This window comes from Novosphingobium sp. AP12 (genome assembly GCF_000281975.1).
GTDB lineage: Bacteria > Pseudomonadota > Alphaproteobacteria > Sphingomonadales > Sphingomonadaceae > Novosphingobium.
In genome coordinates, this window is the sequence record NZ_AKKE01000009.1 from 248,774 (window position 1) to 272,093 (window position 23,320).

Genomic DNA, 23,320 nt, shown 5'->3' on the forward strand with positions numbered 1-23,320 from the left:
CACAAATGTGGAGAACGGCGTTTCCGATCCGAGTCAACGACGACGGCGCCGCATGTCAGGGAGAGAGAGCCGATGAATTCCGTCCAGCTACGCGTGGTCCTTCTTGCGACAAGTTCTTTGGCGTGCGCCTCGCCTGCCTTTGCGCAGGACGCCCCGCGCGACTCCGCCAGGGCCAGCATCGGCAGCAACGACATCGTCGTCACGGCCCGGCGCAGCGAGGAACGCCTTCAGGACGTGCCGATCTCAATCACCGTCTTCAACCAGGAACAGCTTTCCGATCGCAACGTCGTCAACGCAGGCGACCTGGCGACCTACACGCCGTCGCTTTCGTCGAACTCCAACTTCGGTTCCGAGAACACCACCTTCGCCATCCGCGGCTTCGCACAGGACATCGGAACCCTCCCATCGGTGGGCACCTATTTCGCCGAGGTCGTGACGCCGCGCGGGGCCTCGAACGGCCTGCCCACGGGCGACGGCGTGCTTCCTGGCAGCTTCTTCGACCTCCAGAACGTGCAGGTCCTCAAGGGCCCGCAGGGCACCCTGTTCGGCCGCAACACCACCGGCGGCGCCGTTCTGCTCGTTCCCGAGAAGCCCACAGACGTCCTCGAAGGCTACCTTGAAGGCACCATAGGCAACTACGACACGCGCCGTGTCCAGGGCGCGATCAACATCCCGCTGGCCGATACCTTCAAGGTCCGCCTGTCGGGTGACCGCATGGTCCGCGACGGCTATCTCAAGAACCAGAGCGGCATCGGTCCGAAGGACTTCAACGATGTCGATTACTACGCGCTGCGCCTCAGCGTGGTCGCCGACCTGACGCCCGATCTCGAGAACTACCTCATCGCCTCCTATGTCCACTCGGACACCAACGGGCCGATCACCAAGCTGGTCGCCGTCGATCCGAGCGAGGGACTCGGCGGGATCTTCGCCAGCCAGCTCGCGCGGCAGGGCACGGGATTTTACAACGTCATCAATCCGCTGGCGAAATCCTTCAACAAGATCGATCAGTGGCAGGTCATCAACACCACGACCTGGCACGCATCCGACACGATCACCGTCAAGAACATCGCCAGCTACGCTGAATACAAGCAGACGATGAACGCACCCGAGTTCGGCGTCGACGCCATCATCGACTTCGGCGCGCTGACCGGCGGCGCGCTGCCGATCGGCACCTACCACGTTCCTTTCACCCAGATTTCGCCTCCGCCCGGCCTCAAGACCGCGGACCAGTACACATTCACCGACGAACTGCAGATCCAGGGCAAGGCGATGGACAATCGCCTCGACTGGCAAGTCGGCGGCTACGTCGAACTCAGCAATCCGCTGGGTTATGCTGGCAGCCAGTCGCCGTTCCTCGCCTCGTGCACTGACCAGGGCGCGAACTTCCGGTGCAACGACCCGATCGGCCTTCTCACCTATCTTGGCGCCGTGCAGCAGGTGATCGCCGCGGGCGGCAACCCGGCGCTCGTGCCGCCGATCCACGTCGGTTCGGTCAACTACACGGTCGGCAAGACGTTCTTCCAGGACTACGGCCTCTATGCCCAGGCCACCTACGCGCTTACCGACCAGCTCAAGCTGACCGGCGGGTTCCGCTACACCTGGGACAAGCAGCGCAACGTCAGCCTGCGCCAAACCTACACGCTGGCGTACCCGCCCGCGTACGGTCCGTTCCCCAGCCTGCCCGGCGCGCCCAATCCGCGCTGCACCGACCCGACCTCGGTGGCGGATGGCTGCTCGGTGACGCTGAATCAGAAGTCGAGCAAGCCGACCTGGCTCATCGACCTCGACTACAACCTGACCCCCGACGCGATGGTCTACGCGAAGTATGCACGCGGATATCGTTCGGCCACGATCGCGCCCAACGTCGCCGCGCCGCTCAACCTGGTCGATCCGGAGAAGGTCGACAGCTTTGAACTGGGCTTCAAGAGCAGCTTCCACGGCTCGGTCAACGGCACACTCAACCTCGCCGCGTTCTACAACGACTTCGCCAACCAGCAGCTCCAGGTCGGGTTCAACGCCGTCCCGGGCAGCGGCCAAGCGTCCACCGCGGCACCCGTCAATTCGGGCAAGTCCGAGATTTACGGGCTCGAGGCCGAGGCGACCCTCAACCCGTTCGAGGGCCTCGCGCTCGCGGCGAGCTACACCTACCTCCACACCGAGATCAAATCGGTGCCGGAAGAACTCTACACCTACACCGATCCGAACTTCACCCTTGCCGCGCCGTTCGAGCCGGGCGATCCGGAAGTCCTCTCCCCCAAGCACAAGTTCACCGTCTCGGCGAACTACACGCTGCCGCTGGACGACACCATCGGGCAGATCTCCTTCGGAGTCGCTTACACCTACCGCACCAAAATGCTCGTGAACTACATCGACCGCGAGAACCCGAATCCGGCGATCGCCGCTTTCAGCACGCTCCCTTCGCTCGGCCTGCTGAACCTCAACTTTGCATGGGATTCCATTGCCGGCTCGCCGATCGACCTTTCCCTGTTCGCGACGAACGTGACCAAGGAGAAGTACTATAGCTACGCCGCCGGGCTCGGATCGCCGGAAGTCGGGTTCGAGACCGCCTCGGTGGGCGAGCCGCGCATGTACGGCCTGCGACTGAAGTATCACTTCGGCCGCTAAGCAGGCACGCCTGAGGGAACCGCGCGCCGCGGGGGCGGTTGGGGAGGGATGGAGCCAGACACCCTCCCCTACTGCGGCGGCACACCGCTTCCGGCCGAACTCGTCAGCCGATGGAATTTCGATCCCTTAGTGATGGGACTGCTGGCAATGGGCTTTCTGCTCTGCCGGAAAGCGGGTGCGCGTAGCGGCCCGCTGCTCGGCGGCTTCGCCGTCCTGACCTTGTTGTTCGTCTCTCCGTTCTGTGCACTGACGTCCGCTCTGTTCAGCGCACGGACGGTCCACCACGTCCTGCTGATTGCGCTCGCGGCGCCGCTGGTCGCCATGGCCTTTCGGCGGGAGAGCAAGGGCGGGCCGGGGGCACTCGCGGCCTGGACCCTCGCTCACGCCGCAATACTATGGGCATGGCATGCCCCGTCCGCTTACGCCTTCGCACTCGGCAGCTACGTGGGCTACGCATTGATGCAGGCCACGTTGCTCGGCTCCGCGATCGGCTTCTGGCGCGCGGTCATCGCATCGCCCGGACCCGCCGCCGGGACCGCGCTACTGGCGACGATGATGCAGATGGGCCTGCTCGGCGCGCTGCTGACGTTCGCCGGGACCGCGATCTACCGCTGGCATTGGATCACCACGCAAGCGTGGGGCCTCTCGCCGCTGGAGGATCAACAACTTGCCGGGCTCGTCATGTGGGTGCCGGGCGCCGGGGCCTATCTCTTCGCCGCGCTGTACCTAGCCGGAAGCTGGCTGCGCGGCCGCGAAAGCGGGCGTGAACGGGCTATTGCCGCGTGATCGAGGCGATCCGGCAATGGGCCGCTCGCCACACCGCCGAGCGGCGGTATTCTCCGGTCGGCGTTGCCTTCCACTGGACGATGGCTGCTCTCATCACCTTCCAGCTCTATTGGGGCTGGCATATGGGCCGGGTGCCCATTGGCGCGGACAAACTTGAGGGTTATCGCCTCCATTCCGAACTCGGCCTGCTGATGCTGGTGCTCGCCGTACTGCGCCTGTTGTGGCGGACGATCGTACCGGGACCGGTCAACGATGCCGACAAGCTGGGCTGGCAGACCAAGCTCGCCTACATAACGCACGGGCTGTTCTACATTTGCTTCTTCGGCCTGCCGCTGAGCGGATGGGCCATGTGGTCGGCGCTGGGCGACGGCCCCGACCTGTCATTGGCAGGCGTGCCTTGGCCGCAGATGCCGTTCCACGACGTGCCCATCGCCGTCCAGTGGGCCGTGCTGGACTGGGCTGAAGGCATCCATGCCCTGCTGGTGATCTGCCTGCTGGTCATGGTCCCGCTCCATGCTGGGGCGGCGATCAAGCATCACTTCTGGGACAAGCACGACGTACTTATCGGCATGCTTCCCGAACTCAAGGCCGACGAGCCGGCTGAAGGGCAGCCTCGGCATGGCTTGCAAGCAGGTCCACCTCCGCCGGCGTCAGCGCCCGGCTGATCGCCAGCATTTCGCCCATCCCGTCGCCGCGCCGCTTGCCAGAGCGCCACGCCTCCAGTTGGGCGGCGATGTAAGCGGGCGACTGACCGGCGAGCCGCGGATTGGCGGCGTCCCGGCCTTCGCCCGCCGCCCCGTGACAGCCGGAGCAACGCTCACGGTAAAGAGGCGAGATACCGGCAAGCGCCGTGCCGGTGGGAGGAAGGGCCGCGTAGTAGGCCGCCACCTTGGCGCGATCCTCCCCGCTGAGGCGCCGGACGACTGCGCGCATTGCGGGATTTTGCCTGCGGCCGTTGGCATAGTCGTCCATCTGGCGGTGAAGATATCCGTCATCGAGACCCGCCAGGCGAGGTGTCAGGCGGCCGTCACCTTCGCCTTTCAGGCCGTGACAGGTCGCACAGGCGTGGCTGGCTCCTCCTTCTCCGCCGCTGAAGGCGATCACTTCGCCGCTGGCCCGGAACGCGGGATTGCCACCCTCCGCGCCGCAGCTGGCCAGAGACACGGGGAACAATAGGGCAAGTGCGGGAAGGAAACGACGCATGGCTGACGGAACCATCGCCCTAACCGACTGTTCCCCAAAGCGATGGATGATCGCAGGACGGGGGTACTTTTCGCGCTGATGGCCACGCTGCTGCTTGCCGCTTGCGAGGACATCGCGGTCGCCCCTCATGAGGCGAACGAAGCCTCGATCACGCGCGGCAAGGCGGCGACCCAGCGGCTCGGCTGCGGTGCCTGTCACGCGATCCCCGATATCTGGCCCCAAGGCACCACCGGCCCTGCGCTGACGAATTTCGCCGATCGCGGGCTGATCGCGGGCAAGCTCCCCAACCGTCCCGGCGAACTCGCCGCCTATCTTCTCGATCCGCCGGCGACCGTTCCCGGAACCGCCATGCCCAAAATTCCCATGACGCAACAGGACGCAGCCGACATCGCCGCATTCCTCCACCATTCCGATGCCCGCTGAGACCGACCTGAAAGCCGTTCTAGGCGGCTGGCCGCCCGCTGTGCTGGACCCGGCCGGACCTTACTCCGAGCCGGTGACCCTGCTGTCATGGGCACTGCTGATCGGCGGCGCCGTGGTGCTGGCGATCGTGCTGGCCGCGCTTGGCGTGGCGTTATGGGGCGCGCCGTCGCTACGCAAGCGGCTGGGCGGCGACAAGGCGATCTGGATCGGCGGTGTCGCCTTCCCGGTCGTCGTGCTGACCGTGTTGCTCGTCTGGGGCCTTTGGCTCACCGGAGACCTTGCCGCGAAGGCCCCGCGCCCCGGCGAGATGCGCGTGCGCGTGACGGGCGAAATGTGGTGGTGGCGCGTCTCCTATCTCGACAAGGCAGGCCGCCCGGTGATGCAGGATGCCAACGAACTCCACGTACCAATAGGTGAGACAGTCCTGCTCGAACTCGATTCCGCCGACGTGATCCACAGCTTCTGGGTGCCGCGCCTTGCTGGCAAGATGGACATGATCCCCGGCCGGCGGAACCTGCTGCGCATCCAGGCCGACCAGCCCGGCACTTACGGCGGTCAATGCGCCGAATACTGCGGCGGCCCGCATGCGCTGATGGGCTTCGCGGTCGTCGCCCATACGCCAGAGAGCTTCAAGCGCTGGCGAGCCGGCCGCCTCGCCCCGCGCCCAGCACCGCCGCCATCGCGCGGTCAGGAACTGTTCCTGACCAGCGGCTGCGCGGCCTGCCACACCATCGCCGGCACCGAGGCGCGCGGCCTCGCCGGGCCGGACCTCACCCACGTCGGATCGCGGCGCACGCTTGGCGCAGGCATCCTGCCCAACAACCGGGGCACCCTCGCTGGATGGATCGCCGACAGCCAGACGCTCAAACCCGGCAACCGCATGCCCAACTACAAGCAGTTCACGGCGGAGGAACTCAATGCCCTCGCCGACTATCTGGCCGGCCTGAAATGAAATCGGAGACAGGCTTCGATCCCGACCTCTTCAACCGCTTCCCGACGCAAGGCGACCGGCCGGAGGGCGAGGAGGAAGGCCTAAAGCGCGTCTGGTGCGCGCCCAAGGGGTGGGAATATCTCACCGTCGTCAACAACAACTACGTCGGCATCTACTACCTCGGCACCGCTTTCCTGTTCTTCCTGCTGGCGGGTGTGCTCGGTCTGCTGATGCGCGTGCAGCTGGCCGCACCGCTCATGAACGTGCTGCCCCAGGCGACCTACAACCAGGTCTTCACCATGCATGGCACGGTGATGATGTTCCTCTTCGCAGTGCCCATGGTGGAGGCGGCGGGCGTGCTGCTGCTGCCGCAGATGCTGGCCGCGCGTGACCTGCCCTTCCCGCGCCTCTCGGCCTATGCGTTCTGGGCCTATGCGGTAGGCGGGCTCGCGTTTTTCGGCTCGCTGTTCATCGGTCTGGCGCCCGACGGGGGCTGGTTCATGTACCCGCCGCTGACGTCGAAAGCCTACTCGCCCGGCATCAACACCGACTTCTGGCTGCTGGGCATCGGCTTCATCGAGATCAGCGCCATCGCCGGAGCCGTCGAGATCATCGTCGGCGTCCTGCGCACCCGCGCGCCGGGCATGAGCCTCGACAAGATGCCGATCTTCGCCTGGGCCATGTTGGTCTTTGCGGTGATGATCGTGATCGCCTTCCCCAGCGTGATCCTCGCAACGCTGCTGCTAGAGATCGAGCGCGCGTTCAACTGGCCATTCTTCGACGCCACGCGCGGCGGTGACCCGGTACTTTGGCAGCACCTGTTCTGGTTCTTCGGCCACCCGGAAGTCTACATCATCTTCCTGCCGGCGGCGGGCATGATGAGCATGATCATCCCCACCGTCGCGCGTGCGGAACTGGTCGGATACCGCCTGATCGTCCTCGCCATGATCGCCACGGGGTTCATCAGCTTCGGCGTCTGGGCGCACCACATGTTCGCGACCGGTCTGCCGCCGATGACAGCAGGGTTCTTCTCCGCCGCATCGATGGCGGTCAGTCTGCCGGCGGGCATCCAGGTCTTCTCCTGGATCGCGACTTTCGCGGTCGGCAAGCCGCGCTTCAATACGCCGGGCCTCTTCGCCATGGGCAGCGTGGTCATCTTCGTGACCGGCGGGCTGACCGGAGTGATGGTCGCACTCGTCCCATTCGACTGGCAGGCGCACGACACCTACTTCATCGTCGCCCACCTGCATTACGTGCTGATCGGAGGCATGGTCTTCCCGCTGTTCGCGGCGATGTATTACTGGATTCCAATGGTGAGCCGCCGCCCGCTGTCGGAGAGATGGGGCCGATGGGTATTTGGCCTCATGTTCGGCGGCATGAACATCGCCTTCATGCCGATGCACCTCTCTGGCCTGATGGGCATGCCGAGGCGCATCTATACCTACCTGCCGGGCAGCGGCTGGGACACGCTGAACCTCATCTCGACCCTGGGTGCCTTCATGCTGGCGGCGGGCGTGCTGCTGTTCCTGATCGATATGGCCCGCAACTTCCGCCTCGCACCAGAGGAGGGGGAGGCAGGCAACGTCTTCGGCGCCGGTACGCTGGAATGGTTGCCGACCGGGCTCTATTCCACGCGCTCGATACCGGTGGTGAAAAGCCGCGAGCCGCTGTGGGACGATCCGAACATCTCCGAGGATGTCGAGCGGGGCCGCTACTTCCTGCCCCGCACTGCCACGGGCCGGCGCGAGACGATCGTCACCAGCCCGCTGCTGGCGGAGCCGCAATACGTGCAGATCATGCCAGGACCATCGGTCTGGCCCTTCGCAGCGGCGTTGTTCACGGCGGGCTTCTTCCTGGCGCTGACGGTACAAGCCTACCTGTTCGCGCTCGTCAGCGGCGTGCTCGGCATCCTCGCGGTCCTGTGCTGGCTGGCGGACACCGACCTGCCCGTTCCAGAGAACGACGTCGACATCGGTGCGGGCATCCGCGTGCCCACCTATGTCACCGGCCCCCAGAGCCACGGCTGGTGGGCGATGATGATCCTCATCGTCGTCATGGGCATGATCTTTGCGATGGCTCTTTTCAGCCTTGCCTTCCTGTGGGGCAACCAGCCCTCGTTCTGGACAGCGCCGCCGCCAATGCTCGAGGCACTACCGATCGCGCTGGGTTACCTTGCCGTCATCGCGGCGGCTTGGGGCACGCGGGAACTTCACCGGATCGGCAAGTCCTGGGCGATCCTCCCCGCGCTGGCCGGCGCGATCGTTGCTCCGGCACTGCTGTGGCTGGACATCGGCGCATGGTCCGCCGTCACGGCACCTGATGCCGGAGGTCAGGGCGCGGCGGTATTCGCACTGTTTTCGTTGCAGGGCATGGTCGCAGCCATCGCTGTGCTGATGGCGCTCTATCTGGGATGGCGACAGCTGCGGCGCGTGGTCACGGCGCGCCGGAACAACACGCTCGACCTTACCTGCCTCTTCATCGCCTATACCGGAGCGCAGGGACTGGTCGGCACCCTCTTCGCCCGCTCGATCGGCGCGTGACGCAGGCATGAAGACCTGGGCCATCCTCCTCGGCGGGCTGCTGGTATGGACGACACACTTCTTCGGGCTCTATGCGATCGCCGAGATCGCTCCGTCGCGCTGGATCACCGTCCTGCTCACGGTGCCCTGCCTTGGAGTCGATGCATTTCTGCTGCTCCGGGGCCGGCGCTTGGAGGTTCGAGATACTTTCGCAGGATGGCGCCGCTCTATAGCGCTTGGCGGCGTCGCGCTCAGTCTGGTCGCGGTCTGCTGGCAAGCGCTTCCCCCCTGGTTCGCGGGAACAGAATAGGCCTCAGCGAGCGACCGAAATCGGGGAGATAATATTCCCAATATCTTCGCCGGGCCGAGGAAACGTAAAAGCGCTCAACCTAACCTAATCATGGGCGGGAGCGGCATGTCTCGCACCAGCGTACCTTCTCCAAAAGCAGAGCGGTTGCAGATCGTCGATGTCTTGCGTGGTTTCGCGCTGTCGGCGTTGTTCCTGGTTCACATGCTGGAAGGCTACGAACTGTACTGGATGCACCCGCAGCCAAGCTGGGCCAGCAAAGCCGTCTTCGCCCTCTTCATGGGGAAGTCCTTCCCCCTGCTGTCGATCGGTTTCGGGTTCAGCTTCTACATGTTGATCGACCGTCCCGGAGCGAAACCGTCGAACAACGCCCTATGGTTCGCCTGGCGCCTCATTATCCTTGAATTGATCGGCTACGCCCATGCGATGATCTATTCCGGGGACATCATCGAAGTGCTCGCGACCTTGGGCCTGCCCCTGCTTCTTGCCACCAAGATCAAAGGTAAGCGCATACTGATCGGCATCGCCATCCTGTGTTTTCTGCAACCCCTGCAGTGGTGGAACTTCGCGGTGACAGGTCGCAGTGTGCTCCCCGCCGCGGCAGCGGGAGCAGTCAATCCAGGCGTCTCGGCGTATCTGCATGGAGGCCTGTCCGAAGTGGTTCGGGCGAACATGTGGGTGGGGCAGGTCACCAAGTGGCACTTCATGTTCGTCTCTGGCCGTATTTCCCAGATCTTCGGTCTTTACATCGTCGGGCTCGTCCTAGGCCGTGCGAACTTCTTCTCCCGCCTGGCCGAGTTGCGCCGCCCGAGGGCACTGGCGTTGATCGCAGGGCTGGCATCGATCCTCGTGCTGCATTCCATCCGCGTGAAACTGCTCGATGCTGCGGCGGGAGTGGAATCGACCGACATTCTGGGCGCCATCCTGGAAGGTTGGGAAGACCTGGCCGCCACAGCCTGCTGGGGGCTTGCGATCTGCGCATTGTGGCAGAGTTCCGCGCGCGCGATACTTGCGCCATTAGCCAATGTCGGGCGTGCGACGCTTACGCTTTATATTCTGCAGTCATTGATTTTCATTCCCCTCCTCTATCCTTTCGGCGGCGGCCTGTACCAGAGGTGGGACGGCCCCACGCTTCTACTCGTCGGCATCGCCGCGATTGCTTCTCAGGTTTGCATCGCAAACTTGTGGTTCCGCCGATTCCGATATGGCCCGGTCGAATGGGCATGGCGGGCGGCGACCGACCTTAGGGTCGACATTCCCTTCAGGCGCGCACCGCTTGGTTCTGGGCCTTCGCCCGAACTCGATATGCAGCCGACGCCGGGCAACTGAAGATCAATAGCTTAAAGCGGTAACGAGCCAAGTTCGCTTTGCCGCGGCAAAGAGTCTTGCGCTTGACCATCCATGATTTGCGGACGTGGGTTCTGACCGCGAGGTAACCTGTTCCTATGGGGGCGGATACGCATTGGGCGAGCTTTGTGAAAATGTTGCTGTGCCTTTTCCATTATGTATTGGCGATTTGCTTTGTTTTTTCTGAATTATTTCTTGGAAGTCCGTAACGCGCCCGATCGCGCGGCGTGGCCTTGAACGGACAATCCAACATGTTGCGCCCCTTTATCCGTCCAGCAATGCACGGCGTGTCCCGTTTGATGGGTGCGAAGTCGCAGGATGTCCTGACGCGCGCAGTGGAGCGATGGGAGATCGCCCCCGCCAGCATGGTCCACGTCCGGCCTGCCCTGGCGCTGTCCGGTCAGATGGAAAGAATTCGCGGCTCGGAGTTCGGTTCGATCGAGGAAGTGTTGCGCGATTTTCGCGGCGGGTTCGATTCGCAGCAGGCCCCGACTTTCGGCTATCGCCTGAGCAACGTCCTGCTCATGGACGGCATACTCCATTCCGGCAGCACCGCCCGCCATCTGCGCCCGGGCGCGGGGCGCCGCCCGCTCGGCCTTGCCCCGCGCGAGGCGTGCCGCGCCGCGATGTACGAGAGCTGGGTCGGCAACCGCTGGTTCGGCAACTGGCTGAGCGACGATTGCCTCACTTATCGCCTGGCCGAAAACGCGGGGGTCCCCATGGCGACCATGGTGCCCAAGGGGCATCGACCCTCTTACGAGCGGCGGCTCGCCATAACGCCGGTGAGGACACGCGCGACGCTGTTCGACGAACTGATCTTGTTCGACGATCGCTCGCACAATGCCCACAAGAGGGCTCGGGCAGACGACATGCGCCGTCGCCTCGCGGGCAGCGAGCCGCGCCGGCACCCCGGCGTCTTTCTCCTGCGGGGCGCAACGGGCGAGAAGCGGGTCCTGCGCAACGAACGCGCGATCGCCGATCATCTTGCCGCCCGCCATGGCTTCACCGTGCTCGACCCGACCACCGCTGCGCTGGACAAAATCGTGGCGGCATGCGGAGGCGCCTCGGTGGTCGCGGGCGTCGAGGGCAGCCACCTCGTGCATGGGCTGGTGATGATGCCGCCGGACGCGCGTGCGCTTGTGATCCAGCCGCCGTCGCGTGCCGTGGCCGTACTCAAGCTGCTCACCGATCGCCAGCAGCAGGACTATTCGCTCGTGGTGGGAATGGGAGGTGATGACGATGCATTTCACGCCGATATCGACGAAATCAACCGGACCCTCGACCTTGCCTGACGCCGCAATCGATGGTCCGCCAGGGGCGGCCGGCAACGTGCGGCGGGAGTCGGCCTGGCACATCATCACCGCCGACTATCGTCGCCACGGTTCGGCGGTGACGAACGGGGCGTTCGTCTCGCTCTGCATCTATCGGTTCGGCCACTGGGGTCTGCATCGCCGCAGCCCGATAACGAGGGGGCTCGCATCGAAGTTCTACGGCCTGATGAACTTCTTCGTCGCCAACATAACGAAAATTTGGATCCCGCCCCGGGTCACGATCGGGCGCGATTTCCACATCGTCAACAACGAGGGTTCGCTCTCGATCCATCCCGACGTCGTGATCGGTGACCGCCTTGGCGTGATGCATAACGTCACCATCGGCACGAACATGCGCCCCGGCGCGCCCTTGATCGGCAACGACGTGTTCATCGGCACCAACTCGACGGTGCTGGGAGCTATCCGCGTCGGCGACCGCGTGCGCATCGCCGCGAACTGCGCGGTGACCACCGATGTCCCTTCGGACTCGGTCGTCGTGGGATCACCTGCGAGGATCTACCCGCGGCTGGGTCCGTTCCGATGACCCAAGATAGCCGCACGGTCTTCGACCTGTTCGATCACAACTTTCCGCAGCAGGCGGAGAAAACCTTCATCGTCGATCCGGCACGATCCTTTACTTACGCCGAGGTCGCCCGCGAAGTCGACCGCGTCGCGGCGTTCCTTGCCGACAGGGGCTTGGTGCCGGGAGACCGGATCGTGGTGCAGGTCCGCAAAGGCATGCGCGAGGTGGCCGCCATGCTGGCGGCGAGCCGGATCGGCTGCGTGTTCGTCAACGTCAGCACCGCGTGGACCGCAGAGCAATTGCTTTACGTCATCGAGGACAGCGGGGCACGGGCAGCCATCCTTGAAGCAGGAGTGGCGGCCGCGTTGTCCGACAGGCTGTTGGACGTGACAGTGCTCCTGGCGGGTCATTGCACTACCGCCGCCTGCTGGAACGAACTTCCCGATGCCCCCCCCTCAAGAGTCTTCGCCAGTAGCGAAACCGATCTTGCCGCGATCATCTACACCTCGGGTTCGACCGGCAAGCCCAAGGGCGTCATGCTCAGCCACCGTAACATCGTCTACGGCGCGCGCTCGGTTTCCGCCTACCTGGAACTGCGTTCGGACGACAGATTGCTGAGCGTACTGCCTTACAGCTTCGACTACGGCTTCAACCAGTTGACGACGATGATGCTGGTGGGCGGCACTGTGGTGCATCAGCCCGTCGCGATGGTCACCGAAATCGTCCGCGCCATCCGCGACCACGGCGTGACCGGCTTCGCGGCCGTCCCCCCGCTGTGGATCCAGTTCATCCGCCTGCTGGACGCCTCGCACGAGGCCCTGCCATCCCTGCGCTTCATCACCAACTCGGGCGGCAAGATCCCTCTGAACATACTTGAGCGGATGCCCGAACTGCTCCCGGACGTTCGGGTCTATCTCATGTACGGCCTGACCGAGGCTTTTCGCTCCACCTTCCTGCCGCCGGAGAAGTTCGCCCGGAAAATGGGTTCGATCGGCCAGGCCATCCCCCACAGCGAGGTTTTCGTCGTCAAGGAAGGCATCGGCATCGCCGGTCCGGGCGAGCAGGGCGAACTCGTGCATCGCGGCCCGCTCGTCAGCCAGGGTTATTGGAACCGCCCCGATGCGACGGCCGAAAAGATCAGGCCCTGCCCGGAACTTTCGGCGCTCATCGGTGACGAACTCGTCGTGTACAGCGGGGACATCGTCAGGGTCGACGAGGATGGCGACCTCTGGTTCGTCTCCCGCCGGGATAACCTGATCAAAAGCAGCGGGTTCCGCATCAGTCCGGATGAGGTGGAAGACCTCGTCCACCGCAGCGGCATGGCGACCGACCTGGTCGTCTTCGGCGTCGCCGACGAGCTGCTGGGCCAGAGCGTGCACGTCGCCGCGACCCTCACGGCGGGGGCCACTCGCGAAGGGCTGCTCGCTTACTGCCGCCAGGTCATGCCCGCCTACATGGTTCCTCGCGCCATCCATGTCTGGGACGCCCCGATGCCTCGCACGGCGAGTGGAAAACTCGCCCGCCCCGAGGTGGTGCGCGCATGCGCCCCGCCCCCGCAACCACAGCCCATTGCCCCCTAGGAGCGAACCCAGTGCCCTTCACGACCGACAAGATCATCGAGAAACTGCACACCATCTCCGGCTTTGACGGCGAGGTCGATGCCGACACTCCGCTGTTTTCATCCGGAGCACTCGATTCCATCGCCATGATTTCCCTGATCGCCTTCGTCGAACAGGAGGTCGGGATCGAGATCAGGGCCGACGAAGTGACACTGGAGAATTTCGATACCCCCGAGCGGATCAGCCGCTTCGCACTCGAGAAAGCGACATGAGCGGCGACCGGGACGATTGGCTGGCCGCAGCCGCCGACCAGTTCGGAACGCCCTCCTTCGTCTATTTCCCCGACGACATCGCAAAGCGCATCGAGAAGCTCCGCTCGGCCTTCGGCGGGCAGCTGGACCTGAGCTTCGCGGTCAAGAGCAACCCGAATCCGGCGCTCCTGCACTGGATGGTCGGCAAGATCGACCTGCTGGACGTATCGTCGATCGGCGAGTTCCATCTGGCGATGGAATCCGGCTGGGACCCCGCTCTCGTCAGCTTCACCGGGCCGGCAAAGCGCGAGTTCGAGATCAGGGAGGCAGTCCACGGAGGCCTCGGCCTGCTGGTTCTCGAATCGCTTCGTGAAGCGCGGGTTGCCAGCGAAGTGGCCTGCGCTTCGGGGCAGGTTCAACCGGTTTTGCTCCGCGTCGCTCCCGACAGGGTGCCGAGAGGGTTCGGCGACCAGATGGCCGGCCGCCCCAGTCCGTTCGGGGTGGACCTGCCCGACGCAGCGGCGGCGCTGGAGCTTATCGCTTCCATGCCCGGGCTGCGGCTCGCAGGGCTGCATATCTATTCCGGCACCCAGTGCCTCAAGCCCGACGCGATCGTGGAGAATTACCGCGGCTTTCTCTCCATTTTCGAGGACCTGTGCGAAGGCGCCGCGCTGACGCCTGACAGCCTGGTCATGGGCGCAGGGCTCGGGGTAGCCTATCACGACGGCGACGTCCCGCTGCCATTGGACGCCGTGGCTGATGCCATACTGCCGGACATCGCCCGGTTCCGTGAGGCCCCCCGCTTCACCAAGGCAAAGATCAAATTGGAACTGGGCCGCTACTTGGTGGCGGAGGCCGGGTATTTCCTCACCCAGGTCGTCTCGATCAAGGAGTCGCGCGGTGTGCGCATCGCCATCTGCGACGGCGGCATGAACAACCACCTGCCTGCCTCGGGGCATTTCGGCATGGTCATCCGCCGCAACTACTCGATGCACCGGGTCGGCGGCGGCGAGGTCGTCGAACCCGTGGACATCAGTGGCCCCCTCTGCACTTCGATCGACAGGCTGGGGAGCGGCGTGCGGCTACCGGTGCTTACGGAAGGCGATGTGATCGCGGTCCACAACAGCGGGGCCTACGGCCTCACCGCCAGCCCAATCCATTTCATAAGCCACGCACCTCCCGCCGAGCTGATGCTGCTGGGCGGAGTGCTGCATGACGTCTCCCGCTTCCTTGCGCCGGTATCGACCCTTGAAAGCATGAGCCTCGCGGCTGCAGATGCCGCCTAGATCGAGCGATGCGCCTGGAGGATCGCGGGCGCAATCTGGCGGTTCGCCACTTCGCGCAGCACGAAACTGCTGCGGATGCGGGCGACGTGCGGCAGGACCGACAGTTCTTTGCGATAGATCATATCGTAATCCTCGAGCGACTGGACGTTCAGGATCATCAGGAAGTCGGTGTCGCCGGTGACGAACGCGCAGAAGCGCATCGACGGGCTTTGAAGCACCGCACGTTCGAAATCCTGGAGCACGTTCTCGGCCTGCGACATCAGTTCGATCGACACCACCACGAGCGTACCATACCCCAGCGACCGCACGTTGAGGTTGGCCGAATAATGGGTGATGTAGCCGGTTTCCTCAAGAATCTTGCGCCGCCGGGCGACCGCCGTGCTCGACAGGTGGACGTTGTCTCCGAGCCAGACATCCGATGCGCGCCCTTCGGTCACCAGCGCGCGCATCAGTCGGAAGTCGGTATCGTCGAGTTCGTGCTGGATAGGCCGGCTTCGCGCCGGTTCGAGCCAGTTCGATCGGCCTGATGGCATGTCCATGTTGCTCTGCGCCCCTTTTTTCGTTTTCAGAACCATAGTGCCGCAAGCCTCCGTGACTTCAAACGAAAGGTGGCGGAAGGACCGATCAATTCGGCAGGACGTCGTCGAACCACCCGGTATCGCCAATCGGCATGCCTGCCGGGATGTCCGGCTTGGGCCGACGCTGCTTGTCGATCTCGGCCTCCAGTCTTGCCGGATCACCAAGCGTGGCGGCCATCGACAGCTGCCACAGCCCCTCCTCGGAAACACGCTTGGCCTTGGCGAAGCTGCCCGCGATGACCTTGAGGAAACCGTCGAGCACCGCCGCGACATCCGCGGGAGTGGCCGGATCGCGCGAAGCTGAGGCGATAGCCAGCAGCGTTGCTTGGGAGATACGGCGCGTGACGGCACGGTCATGCGCGCCGATAACCGGCCGCAGCTTGTCGAGCAGCGTCATCACTCCCGGCTGCCCTGCGTCGTAGCCATGCTGGATGTGAAGGCGGGTCAGGCGCGCAGGCGCAAGCAGGCTGTCGAGCGTGACCTGCGCCGCGACCTGTGCCGCCACCAGCGGGTCGAATACGGCGGAACCCGCACTGAGCAGTACTTCCGGCTCCGCCTCGGCGTCGTCGCGGGCGCTGGTGCCGCTCGAAAGCACCATCGAAAGTTCGCCGGGAACCGTCAGTTCGCGTTCCGAAAGCGTCGCGACCATGGCGTCCATCGCTGCCAGCTGTTCAGCTGCGGGAACCGGGCTGGGCACCGGCTTTCCGTCGCCCGCTACGGCATAGTCGTACCGCACACCGCCAACGAGCTTGCCGGTGGCGTCGATGGAATAGCGGTGGAACAGCCAGATCGGCACGAACTTGCGGCGCAGGTTCGACAGCGGTTCTCCGGCGAGGAGGACGCGGGGGCCGAAGTTCTGGAGCGCTATCCGGCGGACTTCCAGAGTGTGGGCGAGGTCGGCGGGGGTGTCCTGCCCCTCGGTCCACATGTTGACGCCGGGGACCGCGAGGTCGGAGGCGCGGCCGTCGATGTCGGTGCCGTAGAGCATGCCGGCCTTCTGGGCGGCTTCGGCCTTGGAGGCGGCGTCGGTATCGGGGTCTACGCTGGGAGAGGGTTCTCCGTAGAGCCAGTCGACGGTGAACTTGTCCCACCTTCCGATGCCCGACGCGTAAGCATCTGCAAGACTTAGGTTTCTTCCGGCGATATCCACCTTCGGACCGGGGTAGTCCATCACCGAGGCGCGGTCCTGGAGACTGGCCTTGAAGTTGTGGACGAAGCCGATCGAGTGCCCGACTTCATGCGCGCCGAGCTGGCTGATACGCGCCAAAGCCGCGCGAACCGGGTCGTTCGGGCCGCCGTCCCCGTTCTGGGCGGTGCCGACGAGGCCTTCGAAGATCGTGATATCCTGGCGTACCCGAAGCGCACCTAACACGACATTGCCCTTGATGATCTCGCCCGTACGCGGGTCTATGACCCCCCCGCCATACGACCAGCTGCGGTTCTGGCGGTCGGTCCAGTTGACCATGCTGTAGCGCACGTCCTGCGGGTCTACGCCGGGGGGCAGGATTTCCACCTTGAAGGCGTCGATGAACCCGGCGGCGTCGAAAGCGTCGGCCCACCAGCGCACCCCGTCCGCAAGCGCGCTGCGGATCGGTTCGGGTGCGGCGCTGTCGATGTAGAAGACGATGGGCTTCTTGACCGGCGAGCGGGCGGCCGCCGGGTCGGTCTTTTCCAGGCGGAAGCGGTTCGCGTATTCGACCAGCATCGGCGATCCGAGCGGAGTGCCGAAGTCGTAGACCTGGGTGGCATGGGCGCCCGAGCGGATGTCGAAGCGGCGCGGCTTGAAACCCGGTTCAGGCAGCGCCACGAGCGATGAGTGCACCGTGAAGCTGACCGCGCGGCCGTCCGGCGCGAGGATATCGAGTTCGTGGCCCGCGCTGTCGGCGGCGAATGTCTGCACCGTTTCCAGTTCGATGTTGCGCGGGAACACCTTGATCGAGCCGGTATCGACCGCGCTGAGCTTTTCCGACAGCTTGTAGCCCTTGGCACCTGCGGCGAGCGCTCCGCCAAGGTCCATGCTGTCGGCCATCAGCAGCGGGGTCAGGTCGACCTTCACCGGCCCTCCATCGGGAGCATCGCCGACGATCTCCAGCATGGCGACGGTGCTGAACGGGAAGCTGGCCCGCGCGCCCTTGGCGACGCCGGCATCACCCGTGGCCCGATAGCGCGGGTTTTCGAAGACGACGGCGACCTTGCCGCCCATGCGGCGGAACGCCAGCACCTTGGTATCGCCTTGCATGCCCCGGTCGATGCGGATGGCGGCCGAGCCCAGGCCCGTCTTGATCGCCTGCGTGAACAGGTAGCGGCCCGAAACGCCGTCCGCGTCCGCCGCGGGCAGGACGAGCATGACCTTGCCCTTCTGTGCGTCCGCCTCGACCGGCAGCAGCGCGCCGTCGGGCGATGCCGTCACGCGAACGGGCGCGGCCGTTGCCCCGGTCCCGGACAGCAACGACAGCGCCGAGGCAGCGACGAGCAGGGTGCGGACCAAGTGTTTATTGCGCGCAGGAATCGACATCGGCAAAACAACCCCTGTTATTGGACTACCCGGGCAAATGGCTGACCGGACGGCCGTTGATGACCTGCCAAGACTAACAGATATCGCACTGCAGCATCCCCGAACTTATCGGGCGATCAACCCCCTTTGACGATGAAATCCTGCGTCAAACGCCCCCTTGACAACGGATTCTCCCTACCGGTTCGCATATCGAGTTAAAGCTTTGAAACCGTAATCGGAACGCATTGCCGCATTTCCGAATCACGCCATTGCATCATGATTGGAAAATGCGCTCCCAACCGCTCGCTCGCACCATTTCTGCGCGAGGTGCGGGTTTGGCGACGGAATCTGTCAACCGCCTGCAGCAATCTCCTGATCTTTCGTGGGATCACGCGCAGCCTTCCAGCTAAGATCAACGGCGTCGGGGAGGGCACCGCGGGGCAACGGCGCCAACGGGCACTTCTCGATAATGGAACCTTGCGACCATCGCGAGGCGGGGACGCTACGATCGTAAAGCAGCGGACGAGAATCCGCCGACCGGCCTTTCACCGGTACGACCGGACACGTGCCCTCCATTCGTAACGGGGACGGGGACGCCTGCGGCAGACATGGTTCAGGCCGGAGGGAATTATCGCGATGCACAGCGCCACTGAAGAAAGCGCCACCCAGACCACGCATGCTGGTCGGATTTCTGGCGCTCGACACAAGTCGAAGACTTTCACCGCCCGGATGCTGCTGCTGGCATCGGCCGCGCCGCTCCTGTCGATCACCCCGGCCATGGCGCAGGAGGTGGAAACCCCGGCAGACGAGATCGCCGAAGGTCCGACGAGCGATATCGTCGTGACCGGCTCGCGCATCGTGCGCGACGGCTACAGCGCGCCCACCCCCGTCGCCGTGCTCGGGGAGGCGGACATCGCCGCGCAGGCGCCGGCCAACATCTCGGACTTCGTCAACCAGATGCCCGCGATCGCCGGCAGCGGCACTTCCGGCACGTCTTCGGGCGGCCTTTCGAACGCAGGTGCGGGCATCAACTCCATCGGCCTGCGCGGCCTCGGCGTCGGCCGCACGCTGGTGCTGGTCGACGGGCAGCGCTCGGTCGCATCCAGCGTCGGCGGGACGGTAGACATCAACACCATCCCGCAGGACCTGGTGAAGCGGGTCGAGGTCATCACTGGCGGCGCTTCCGCAGCATACGGTTCGGACGCGGTGGGCGGTGTCGTCAACTTCATCCTCGATACCGGCTACACGGGCGTGAAGCTTTCGGCCGACGCGGGCATCTCTGATTACGGCGACGCCTTCAACTACCGCATCGCCGCGACCGCCGGATTCTCGCTGCTCGACGACCGTCTGCACTTGCTCACCAGCGTCTCGTGGTTCGACCAGACGCGCGAGGAAGGTATCAACCGCGACTGGAACGACAGCGGCTATTTCCAGATCAACAACCCCGCCTACACCGCCACCAACGGCCAGCCCCAGCGCTACGTCGGTAGCGGCATCGGACCCTCGGGCTACACCGCGGGCGGCCTCATCACCAGCGGCCCGCTGATGGGCACCTATTTCCTCGGCGAGGGCCAGACCGCGAAGCTGAACTACGGCACCGTCTCCAGCCCGTGGATGGTCGGCGGCGACTGGCAGACGACGCTGGCGGGCCATGTCGGCACCAACACCCTCGTCCCGAAGGACGAGCGGTTGAGCGCGTTCCAGCGCATAGGCTTCAACGTCACGCCTGATATCGAGGTGTTCGGCCAGTTCTCCTACAACCGCTCGGTCAGCGCCAGTTCGTACCAGCAGACCCCCAGCACCGGCGTCTCGATCCGCACGGACAACGCCTACCTGCTCAGCCAGTACCCGGCCGTCGCCGCGCAGATGGCCGCGCGCGGCCTCTCGACGATCACGGTGGGCACCTCCAACGCGGGCTTCCCGATCCCCGGCAGCAACATCAAGCGCGAAGTCTATCGTGGCGTCGTCGGCGCGAAGGGCAGCCTCGACCTGTTCAGCAAGCCGATGAACTGGGACGTCTACTACCAGAAAGGCGTCACCAAGGCGCGAGAGGAGCTGACCAACACCTGGCAGAACTCTCGCATGGCGCTGGCGCAGGACGCGGTGTTCGCAGCCAACGGCAGCATCGTGTGCCGCTCCACGCTCACCGACCCGACCAACGGCTGCGTGCCCATCGACCGCCTCGGCACCAACGGTCCATCGGCCGAGGCGCTCGACTACATCTTCCTCGATGGATACCAGCCGGTCCGTCACCAGACCATCAAGCAGGACGTCGCCGCCGCCACCATCTCGGGCAGCGCCTTCGCGCTTCCGGCGGGTGACGTCGCCTTCGCCACCGGCGTCGAATGGAGGCGCGAGCAGATCGACGGAGAGGTCGATCCGGTCCACAACTCGGGCTGGCTCTACGGCAACTTCCGCGTCAACCAGGGCAAATACGACGTCTACGAGGGCTTCCTCGAAGTCGATATCCCGATCATCGAAGGGCTGAACCTCAACGCCGCGGCGCGCGGCACGCACTACTCGACCTCGGGCTGGGTCGGCACCTGGAAGGTCGGCGCGACCTGGCAGGTGATCGACGACGTGCGCCTGCGCGGCAACATCAGCCACGACATCCGCGCGCCCAACCTCGAGGAACTGTTCGCCGCCGGCACCGCGCGCACCAACTCGGTCATCATCCCGGCCGGGGCCAACGCCCCCGTCACCGGCTCGCAGCAGTTCGTGCAGAACGCCTTCGGCAACCCGAACCTCAAGCCCGAAGTCGCCGACGGCTGGACGGCGGGCATCGTCATCACCCCGTCGTTCCTGCCGGGCTTCAGCGCCTCGTTCGACTACTACGACATCAAGATCGACGACGCGATCGGCTCGATCACCGCACAGCAGACCGTGGACCTGTGCTATGATCAGGGTGTCGCCTCCTACTGCCCGAACATCAAGTTCGTGAACGGCGCGCTCAGCACCATCGACCTGACACCGATCAACTTCGCGACCCAGAAGACCAGCGGCTTCGACATCGAGGCGAGCTATACCCTGCCGGTCGGTCCGGGCACTCTGCGCCTCCACGGGCAGGCCACGCACTACATCGAGAACGTGCTCGACGACGGCATCAGCTTCCCGATCGACTACGCCGGCGTACTGACCAACACGACCTACGCCTCGCCCGACTGGGTCTACCGCCTGAGCGCCTTCTACGAGCTGGACCCGGTGACCTTCAACCTCGTCGCACGCGGCTTCACCGACGGCGTCTACGGCAACGACTGGATCGAGTGCAATGGCGACTGCCCCGCCAGCACGCCCCAGTACCGCACGATCAACGACAACTCGATCAACGGCGCCACCTACTTCGACGCCTCGATCGACTTCAAGTTCCCGACGATGGGGGGCAATGGCCACCTGACCTTCATCGTCAACAACCTGACCAACAAGGACCCGGTCCTCGTCGGCAACGGGCCGGACGGCAACAACGTCCCCGCCTACGCCCAGACCAACCGCAGCCGCTACGATGTCGTGGGCCGCACGTTCCGCGTCGCCGCCAAAGTCGAATTCTAAGGGAAGAGAGAGGAATACCCCCAAGATGAGGACGTTCACCCGCGCCGTTCTGGCCGCCACCCTCGCCTCCACCGTGCTGTCCGCAGCCCCGGCCCGCGCCGAGGCCCCGCAGGCCCTCAAGGACGAGGTCGCGCTCGAGGTCGAGGCCCAGCGCAAGCAGATCCAGGTCATGGTCGACCAGATATTCAGCTACGCCGAGCCCGGCTTCCAGGAATTCAAGACCTCCGAGTACCTGACCGGCATCCTCGCCAAGAACGGCTTCACCGTGACCAAGGGCGTCGCCGGCATCCCCACCGCCTTCACCGCCACCTGGGGCAAGGGCGGACCCAAGATCGCGCTGGGCAGCGACATCGACGACGTCCTCGGCGTCTCTCAGATGCCCGGCGTGCCCTACCTCAAGCCGATGATCGAAGGCGCGCCGGGCCACGGCGAGGGCCATAACTCGGGCATGCCGCTCATGGTGGCCGCCGCCATCGCCACCAAGAAGGTCATGCAGAAGCACGGCCTTGAGGGACGGCTGATGCTGTGGCCGGGCGTCGCCGAGGAACTGCTGGCGACCAAGGCCTACTTCGTGCGGGCCGGGCTGTTCAAGGACGTCGACGCGTCTATCTTCACCCACGTCAGCTCCGACTTCTCGACCGGCTACGGCGAGATGGGCAACAACGGCATGGTCTCGGTCGAATACTCGTTCAAGGGCAAGACCGCCCACTCGGCGGGCATGCCCTGGGAAGGCCGCAGCGCGCTCGACGCGGTGGAGATCATGGACGTCGCCTGGAACTTCCGGCGCGAGCACCTGCCGCTGACCCAGCGCTCGCACATGATCATCACCAACGGCGGCGGCCAGCCCAACGTGGTGCCCGACAAGGCGAGCATCTGGTACTTCTTCCGCGAGCGCACCTTCGCCGACATCCGCAAGCTCTACGAGACCGGCAACGACGTCGCCAAGGCCGCCGCGCTCGCCACGGGCACGACGATGACCCAGCAGACGCTGGGCTACGCCGCGCCCAACTTCGGCAACAAGCCGATGGCCGAGGCCGCCTACGCCAACATCAAGGCCGTCGGCATGCCCAAGTGGAGCGCGGACGACCAGGCCTTCGCCAAGGCCGTCCAGACCTACAACGAGCGCAAGATCGAGCCGCTCAAGGACGAGGTCACCGAACTCTCCACGCCCGAGAACCGCAAGCCCTCGACGGGCGGCGGCTCGGACGACATCGGCGACATCATGTGGGCAGTCCCGACGATCACCATCCGCTTCCCGTCCAACATCCCCAACATGATCGGCCACAACTCCACCGCAGCGATCGCGATGGCCACTCCGATCGCTCATAAGGGCGTGGAAGCGGGCGCCAAGGCCGTGGCGATGACGGTGCTCGACCTCGTCACCACTCCCAAGCTCATCGCCGACGCCAAGACCTACTTTACCGACGTTCAGCTGAAGACCGACACTTACGCCCCGGTCCTGACCGATGCGGACGTACCCGCAATCTGGCTCAACGAGCGCAACATGGCGCTCTACCGCCCCCAGATGGAGAAGTACTACTACAACCCGGCCAAGTACCCGACCTACCTCGACCAGCTCGGCATCAAGTACCCGATGCTCGAAGGCCCGGCGAAGTGAAGGGAGCGAGCGGC

At 64.9% G+C, this 23,320-nt stretch carries 18 protein-coding genes; 15 read left to right on the top strand and 3 right to left on the bottom strand.

The genetic code is table 11. The features are described from left to right. The first annotated feature begins 72 nt into the window (after positions 1-72). From PMI02_RS01980 to PMI02_RS01990, 3 genes are read left to right on the top strand one after another with little or no spacing between them, the layout of a single operon-like run. Positions 73-2,625 carry a TonB-dependent receptor gene (locus tag PMI02_RS01980; protein WP_007677960.1) on the top strand — a complete coding sequence of 851 codons (2,553 nt, stop codon included), beginning with the start codon at positions 73-75 and terminating at the stop codon, positions 2,623-2,625. A gap of 48 nt (positions 2,626-2,673) precedes the next feature. Then, the gene (locus tag PMI02_RS01985; RefSeq protein ID WP_007677962.1) at positions 2,674-3,411 is read left to right on the top strand and encodes a cytochrome c oxidase assembly protein; all 738 of its coding nucleotides are present in this window, start codon (positions 2,674-2,676) and stop codon (positions 3,409-3,411) included. After that, complete coding sequence (locus PMI02_RS01990) at positions 3,408-4,076, top strand: cytochrome b (protein ID WP_007677966.1); 669 nt, start codon at positions 3,408-3,410, stop codon at positions 4,074-4,076. Before PMI02_RS01985 ends, PMI02_RS01990 begins: the two co-directional genes overlap by 4 nt. Here PMI02_RS01990 and PMI02_RS26865 read toward each other — a convergent pair. After that, positions 3,994-4,575 carry a c-type cytochrome gene (locus PMI02_RS26865; protein WP_162130143.1) on the bottom strand — a complete coding sequence of 194 codons (582 nt, stop codon included), beginning with the start codon at positions 4,573-4,575 and terminating at the stop codon, positions 3,994-3,996. The genes PMI02_RS01990 and PMI02_RS26865 overlap by 83 nt on opposite strands. A gap of 81 nt (positions 4,576-4,656) precedes the next feature. Between PMI02_RS26865 and PMI02_RS02000 the strand changes: the two genes are divergently transcribed. From PMI02_RS02000 to PMI02_RS02045, 10 genes are all read left to right on the top strand, one after another. Next, positions 4,657-5,037, top strand: coding sequence for a cytochrome c family protein (locus PMI02_RS02000; protein WP_007677972.1), 381 nt, complete (start codon positions 4,657-4,659; stop codon positions 5,035-5,037). Beyond that, the gene (gene coxB, locus PMI02_RS02005; protein ID WP_007677975.1) at positions 5,027-5,989 is read left to right on the top strand and encodes a cytochrome c oxidase subunit II; all 963 of its coding nucleotides are present in this window, start codon (positions 5,027-5,029) and stop codon (positions 5,987-5,989) included. Before PMI02_RS02000 ends, coxB begins: the two co-directional genes overlap by 11 nt. Next, entirely contained in the window at positions 5,986-8,508 is a 2,523-nt protein-coding gene (locus PMI02_RS02010) for a cbb3-type cytochrome c oxidase subunit I (protein ID WP_007677979.1), read from the top strand. The genes coxB and PMI02_RS02010 overlap by 4 nt, the downstream gene beginning before the upstream one ends. 7 nt (positions 8,509-8,515) lie before the next feature. Next, positions 8,516-8,797 (top strand): hypothetical protein, encoded by a 282-nt coding sequence (locus tag PMI02_RS02015; protein WP_007677982.1) that lies wholly within the window; start codon positions 8,516-8,518, stop codon positions 8,795-8,797. 105 nt (positions 8,798-8,902) lie between these two features. Then, positions 8,903-10,123, top strand: a complete 1,221-nt coding sequence (locus tag PMI02_RS02020) for a DUF418 domain-containing protein (RefSeq protein ID WP_007677985.1) — start codon at positions 8,903-8,905, stop codon at positions 10,121-10,123. A gap of 317 nt (positions 10,124-10,440) precedes the next feature. Beyond that, positions 10,441-11,433, top strand: a complete 993-nt coding sequence (locus PMI02_RS02025) for a glycosyltransferase family 61 protein (protein WP_238538948.1) — start codon at positions 10,441-10,443, stop codon at positions 11,431-11,433. Further along, positions 11,426-11,995: a serine O-acetyltransferase gene (locus tag PMI02_RS02030; protein WP_238538949.1), complete on the top strand. Its 570-nt coding sequence runs from the start codon at positions 11,426-11,428 to the stop codon at positions 11,993-11,995. The genes PMI02_RS02025 and PMI02_RS02030 overlap by 8 nt, the downstream gene beginning before the upstream one ends. Continuing rightward, on the top strand, positions 11,992-13,554 hold the full coding sequence (locus tag PMI02_RS02035; RefSeq protein ID WP_007677994.1) for an AMP-binding protein: 1,563 nt from the start codon (positions 11,992-11,994) through the stop codon (positions 13,552-13,554). The genes PMI02_RS02030 and PMI02_RS02035 overlap by 4 nt, the downstream gene beginning before the upstream one ends. An 11-nt stretch (positions 13,555-13,565) precedes the next feature. Beyond that, positions 13,566-13,805: an acyl carrier protein gene (locus PMI02_RS02040; RefSeq protein WP_007677996.1), complete on the top strand. Its 240-nt coding sequence runs from the start codon at positions 13,566-13,568 to the stop codon at positions 13,803-13,805. Beyond that, positions 13,802-15,070 carry a decarboxylase gene (locus PMI02_RS02045; protein WP_007677998.1) on the top strand — a complete coding sequence of 423 codons (1,269 nt, stop codon included), beginning with the start codon at positions 13,802-13,804 and terminating at the stop codon, positions 15,068-15,070. The genes PMI02_RS02040 and PMI02_RS02045 overlap by 4 nt, the downstream gene beginning before the upstream one ends. Here PMI02_RS02045 and PMI02_RS02050 read toward each other — a convergent pair. Continuing rightward, complete coding sequence (locus tag PMI02_RS02050) at positions 15,067-15,645, bottom strand: Lrp/AsnC family transcriptional regulator (RefSeq protein ID WP_007678000.1); 579 nt, start codon at positions 15,643-15,645, stop codon at positions 15,067-15,069. The genes PMI02_RS02045 and PMI02_RS02050 overlap by 4 nt on opposite strands. A gap of 49 nt (positions 15,646-15,694) precedes the next feature. Then, complete coding sequence (locus PMI02_RS02055; RefSeq protein ID WP_238538950.1) at positions 15,695-18,136, bottom strand: zinc-dependent metalloprotease; 2,442 nt, start codon at positions 18,134-18,136, stop codon at positions 15,695-15,697. 642 nt (positions 18,137-18,778) lie between these two features. Between PMI02_RS02055 and PMI02_RS02060 the strand changes: the two genes are divergently transcribed. Next, a complete protein-coding gene (locus PMI02_RS02060; protein ID WP_007678005.1) occupies positions 18,779-21,688 on the top strand; it encodes a TonB-dependent siderophore receptor in 2,910 nt (969 codons plus the stop codon). 25 nt (positions 21,689-21,713) lie between these two features. Then, a complete protein-coding gene (locus tag PMI02_RS02065; RefSeq protein ID WP_007678008.1) occupies positions 21,714-23,306 on the top strand; it encodes an amidohydrolase in 1,593 nt (530 codons plus the stop codon). Positions 23,307-23,320 lie beyond the last annotated feature (14 nt).

Coding starts and splice junctions, on each gene's coding strand:
- PMI02_RS02020 (WP_007677985.1), top strand. CDS start 8,903: ATGTCTCGCACCAGCGTACCTTCTCCAAAAGCAGAGCGGTTGCAGATC.
- coxB (WP_007677975.1), top strand. CDS start 5,027: ATGCCCGCTGAGACCGACCTGAAAGCCGTTCTAGGCGGCTGGCCGCCC.
- PMI02_RS02045 (WP_007677998.1), top strand. CDS start 13,802: ATGAGCGGCGACCGGGACGATTGGCTGGCCGCAGCCGCCGACCAGTTC.
- PMI02_RS02025 (WP_238538948.1), top strand. CDS start 10,441: ATGGGTGCGAAGTCGCAGGATGTCCTGACGCGCGCAGTGGAGCGATGG.
- PMI02_RS02050 (WP_007678000.1), bottom strand. CDS start 15,645: ATGGTTCTGAAAACGAAAAAAGGGGCGCAGAGCAACATGGACATGCCA.
- PMI02_RS02065 (WP_007678008.1), top strand. CDS start 21,714: ATGAGGACGTTCACCCGCGCCGTTCTGGCCGCCACCCTCGCCTCCACC.
- PMI02_RS02010 (WP_007677979.1), top strand. CDS start 5,986: ATGAAATCGGAGACAGGCTTCGATCCCGACCTCTTCAACCGCTTCCCG.
- PMI02_RS01980 (WP_007677960.1), top strand. CDS start 73: ATGAATTCCGTCCAGCTACGCGTGGTCCTTCTTGCGACAAGTTCTTTG.
- PMI02_RS01985 (WP_007677962.1), top strand. CDS start 2,674: ATGGAGCCAGACACCCTCCCCTACTGCGGCGGCACACCGCTTCCGGCC.
- PMI02_RS02000 (WP_007677972.1), top strand. CDS start 4,657: ATGGATGATCGCAGGACGGGGGTACTTTTCGCGCTGATGGCCACGCTG.
- PMI02_RS02060 (WP_007678005.1), top strand. CDS start 18,779: ATGCACAGCGCCACTGAAGAAAGCGCCACCCAGACCACGCATGCTGGT.
- PMI02_RS02035 (WP_007677994.1), top strand. CDS start 11,992: ATGACCCAAGATAGCCGCACGGTCTTCGACCTGTTCGATCACAACTTT.
- PMI02_RS02015 (WP_007677982.1), top strand. CDS start 8,516: ATGAAGACCTGGGCCATCCTCCTCGGCGGGCTGCTGGTATGGACGACA.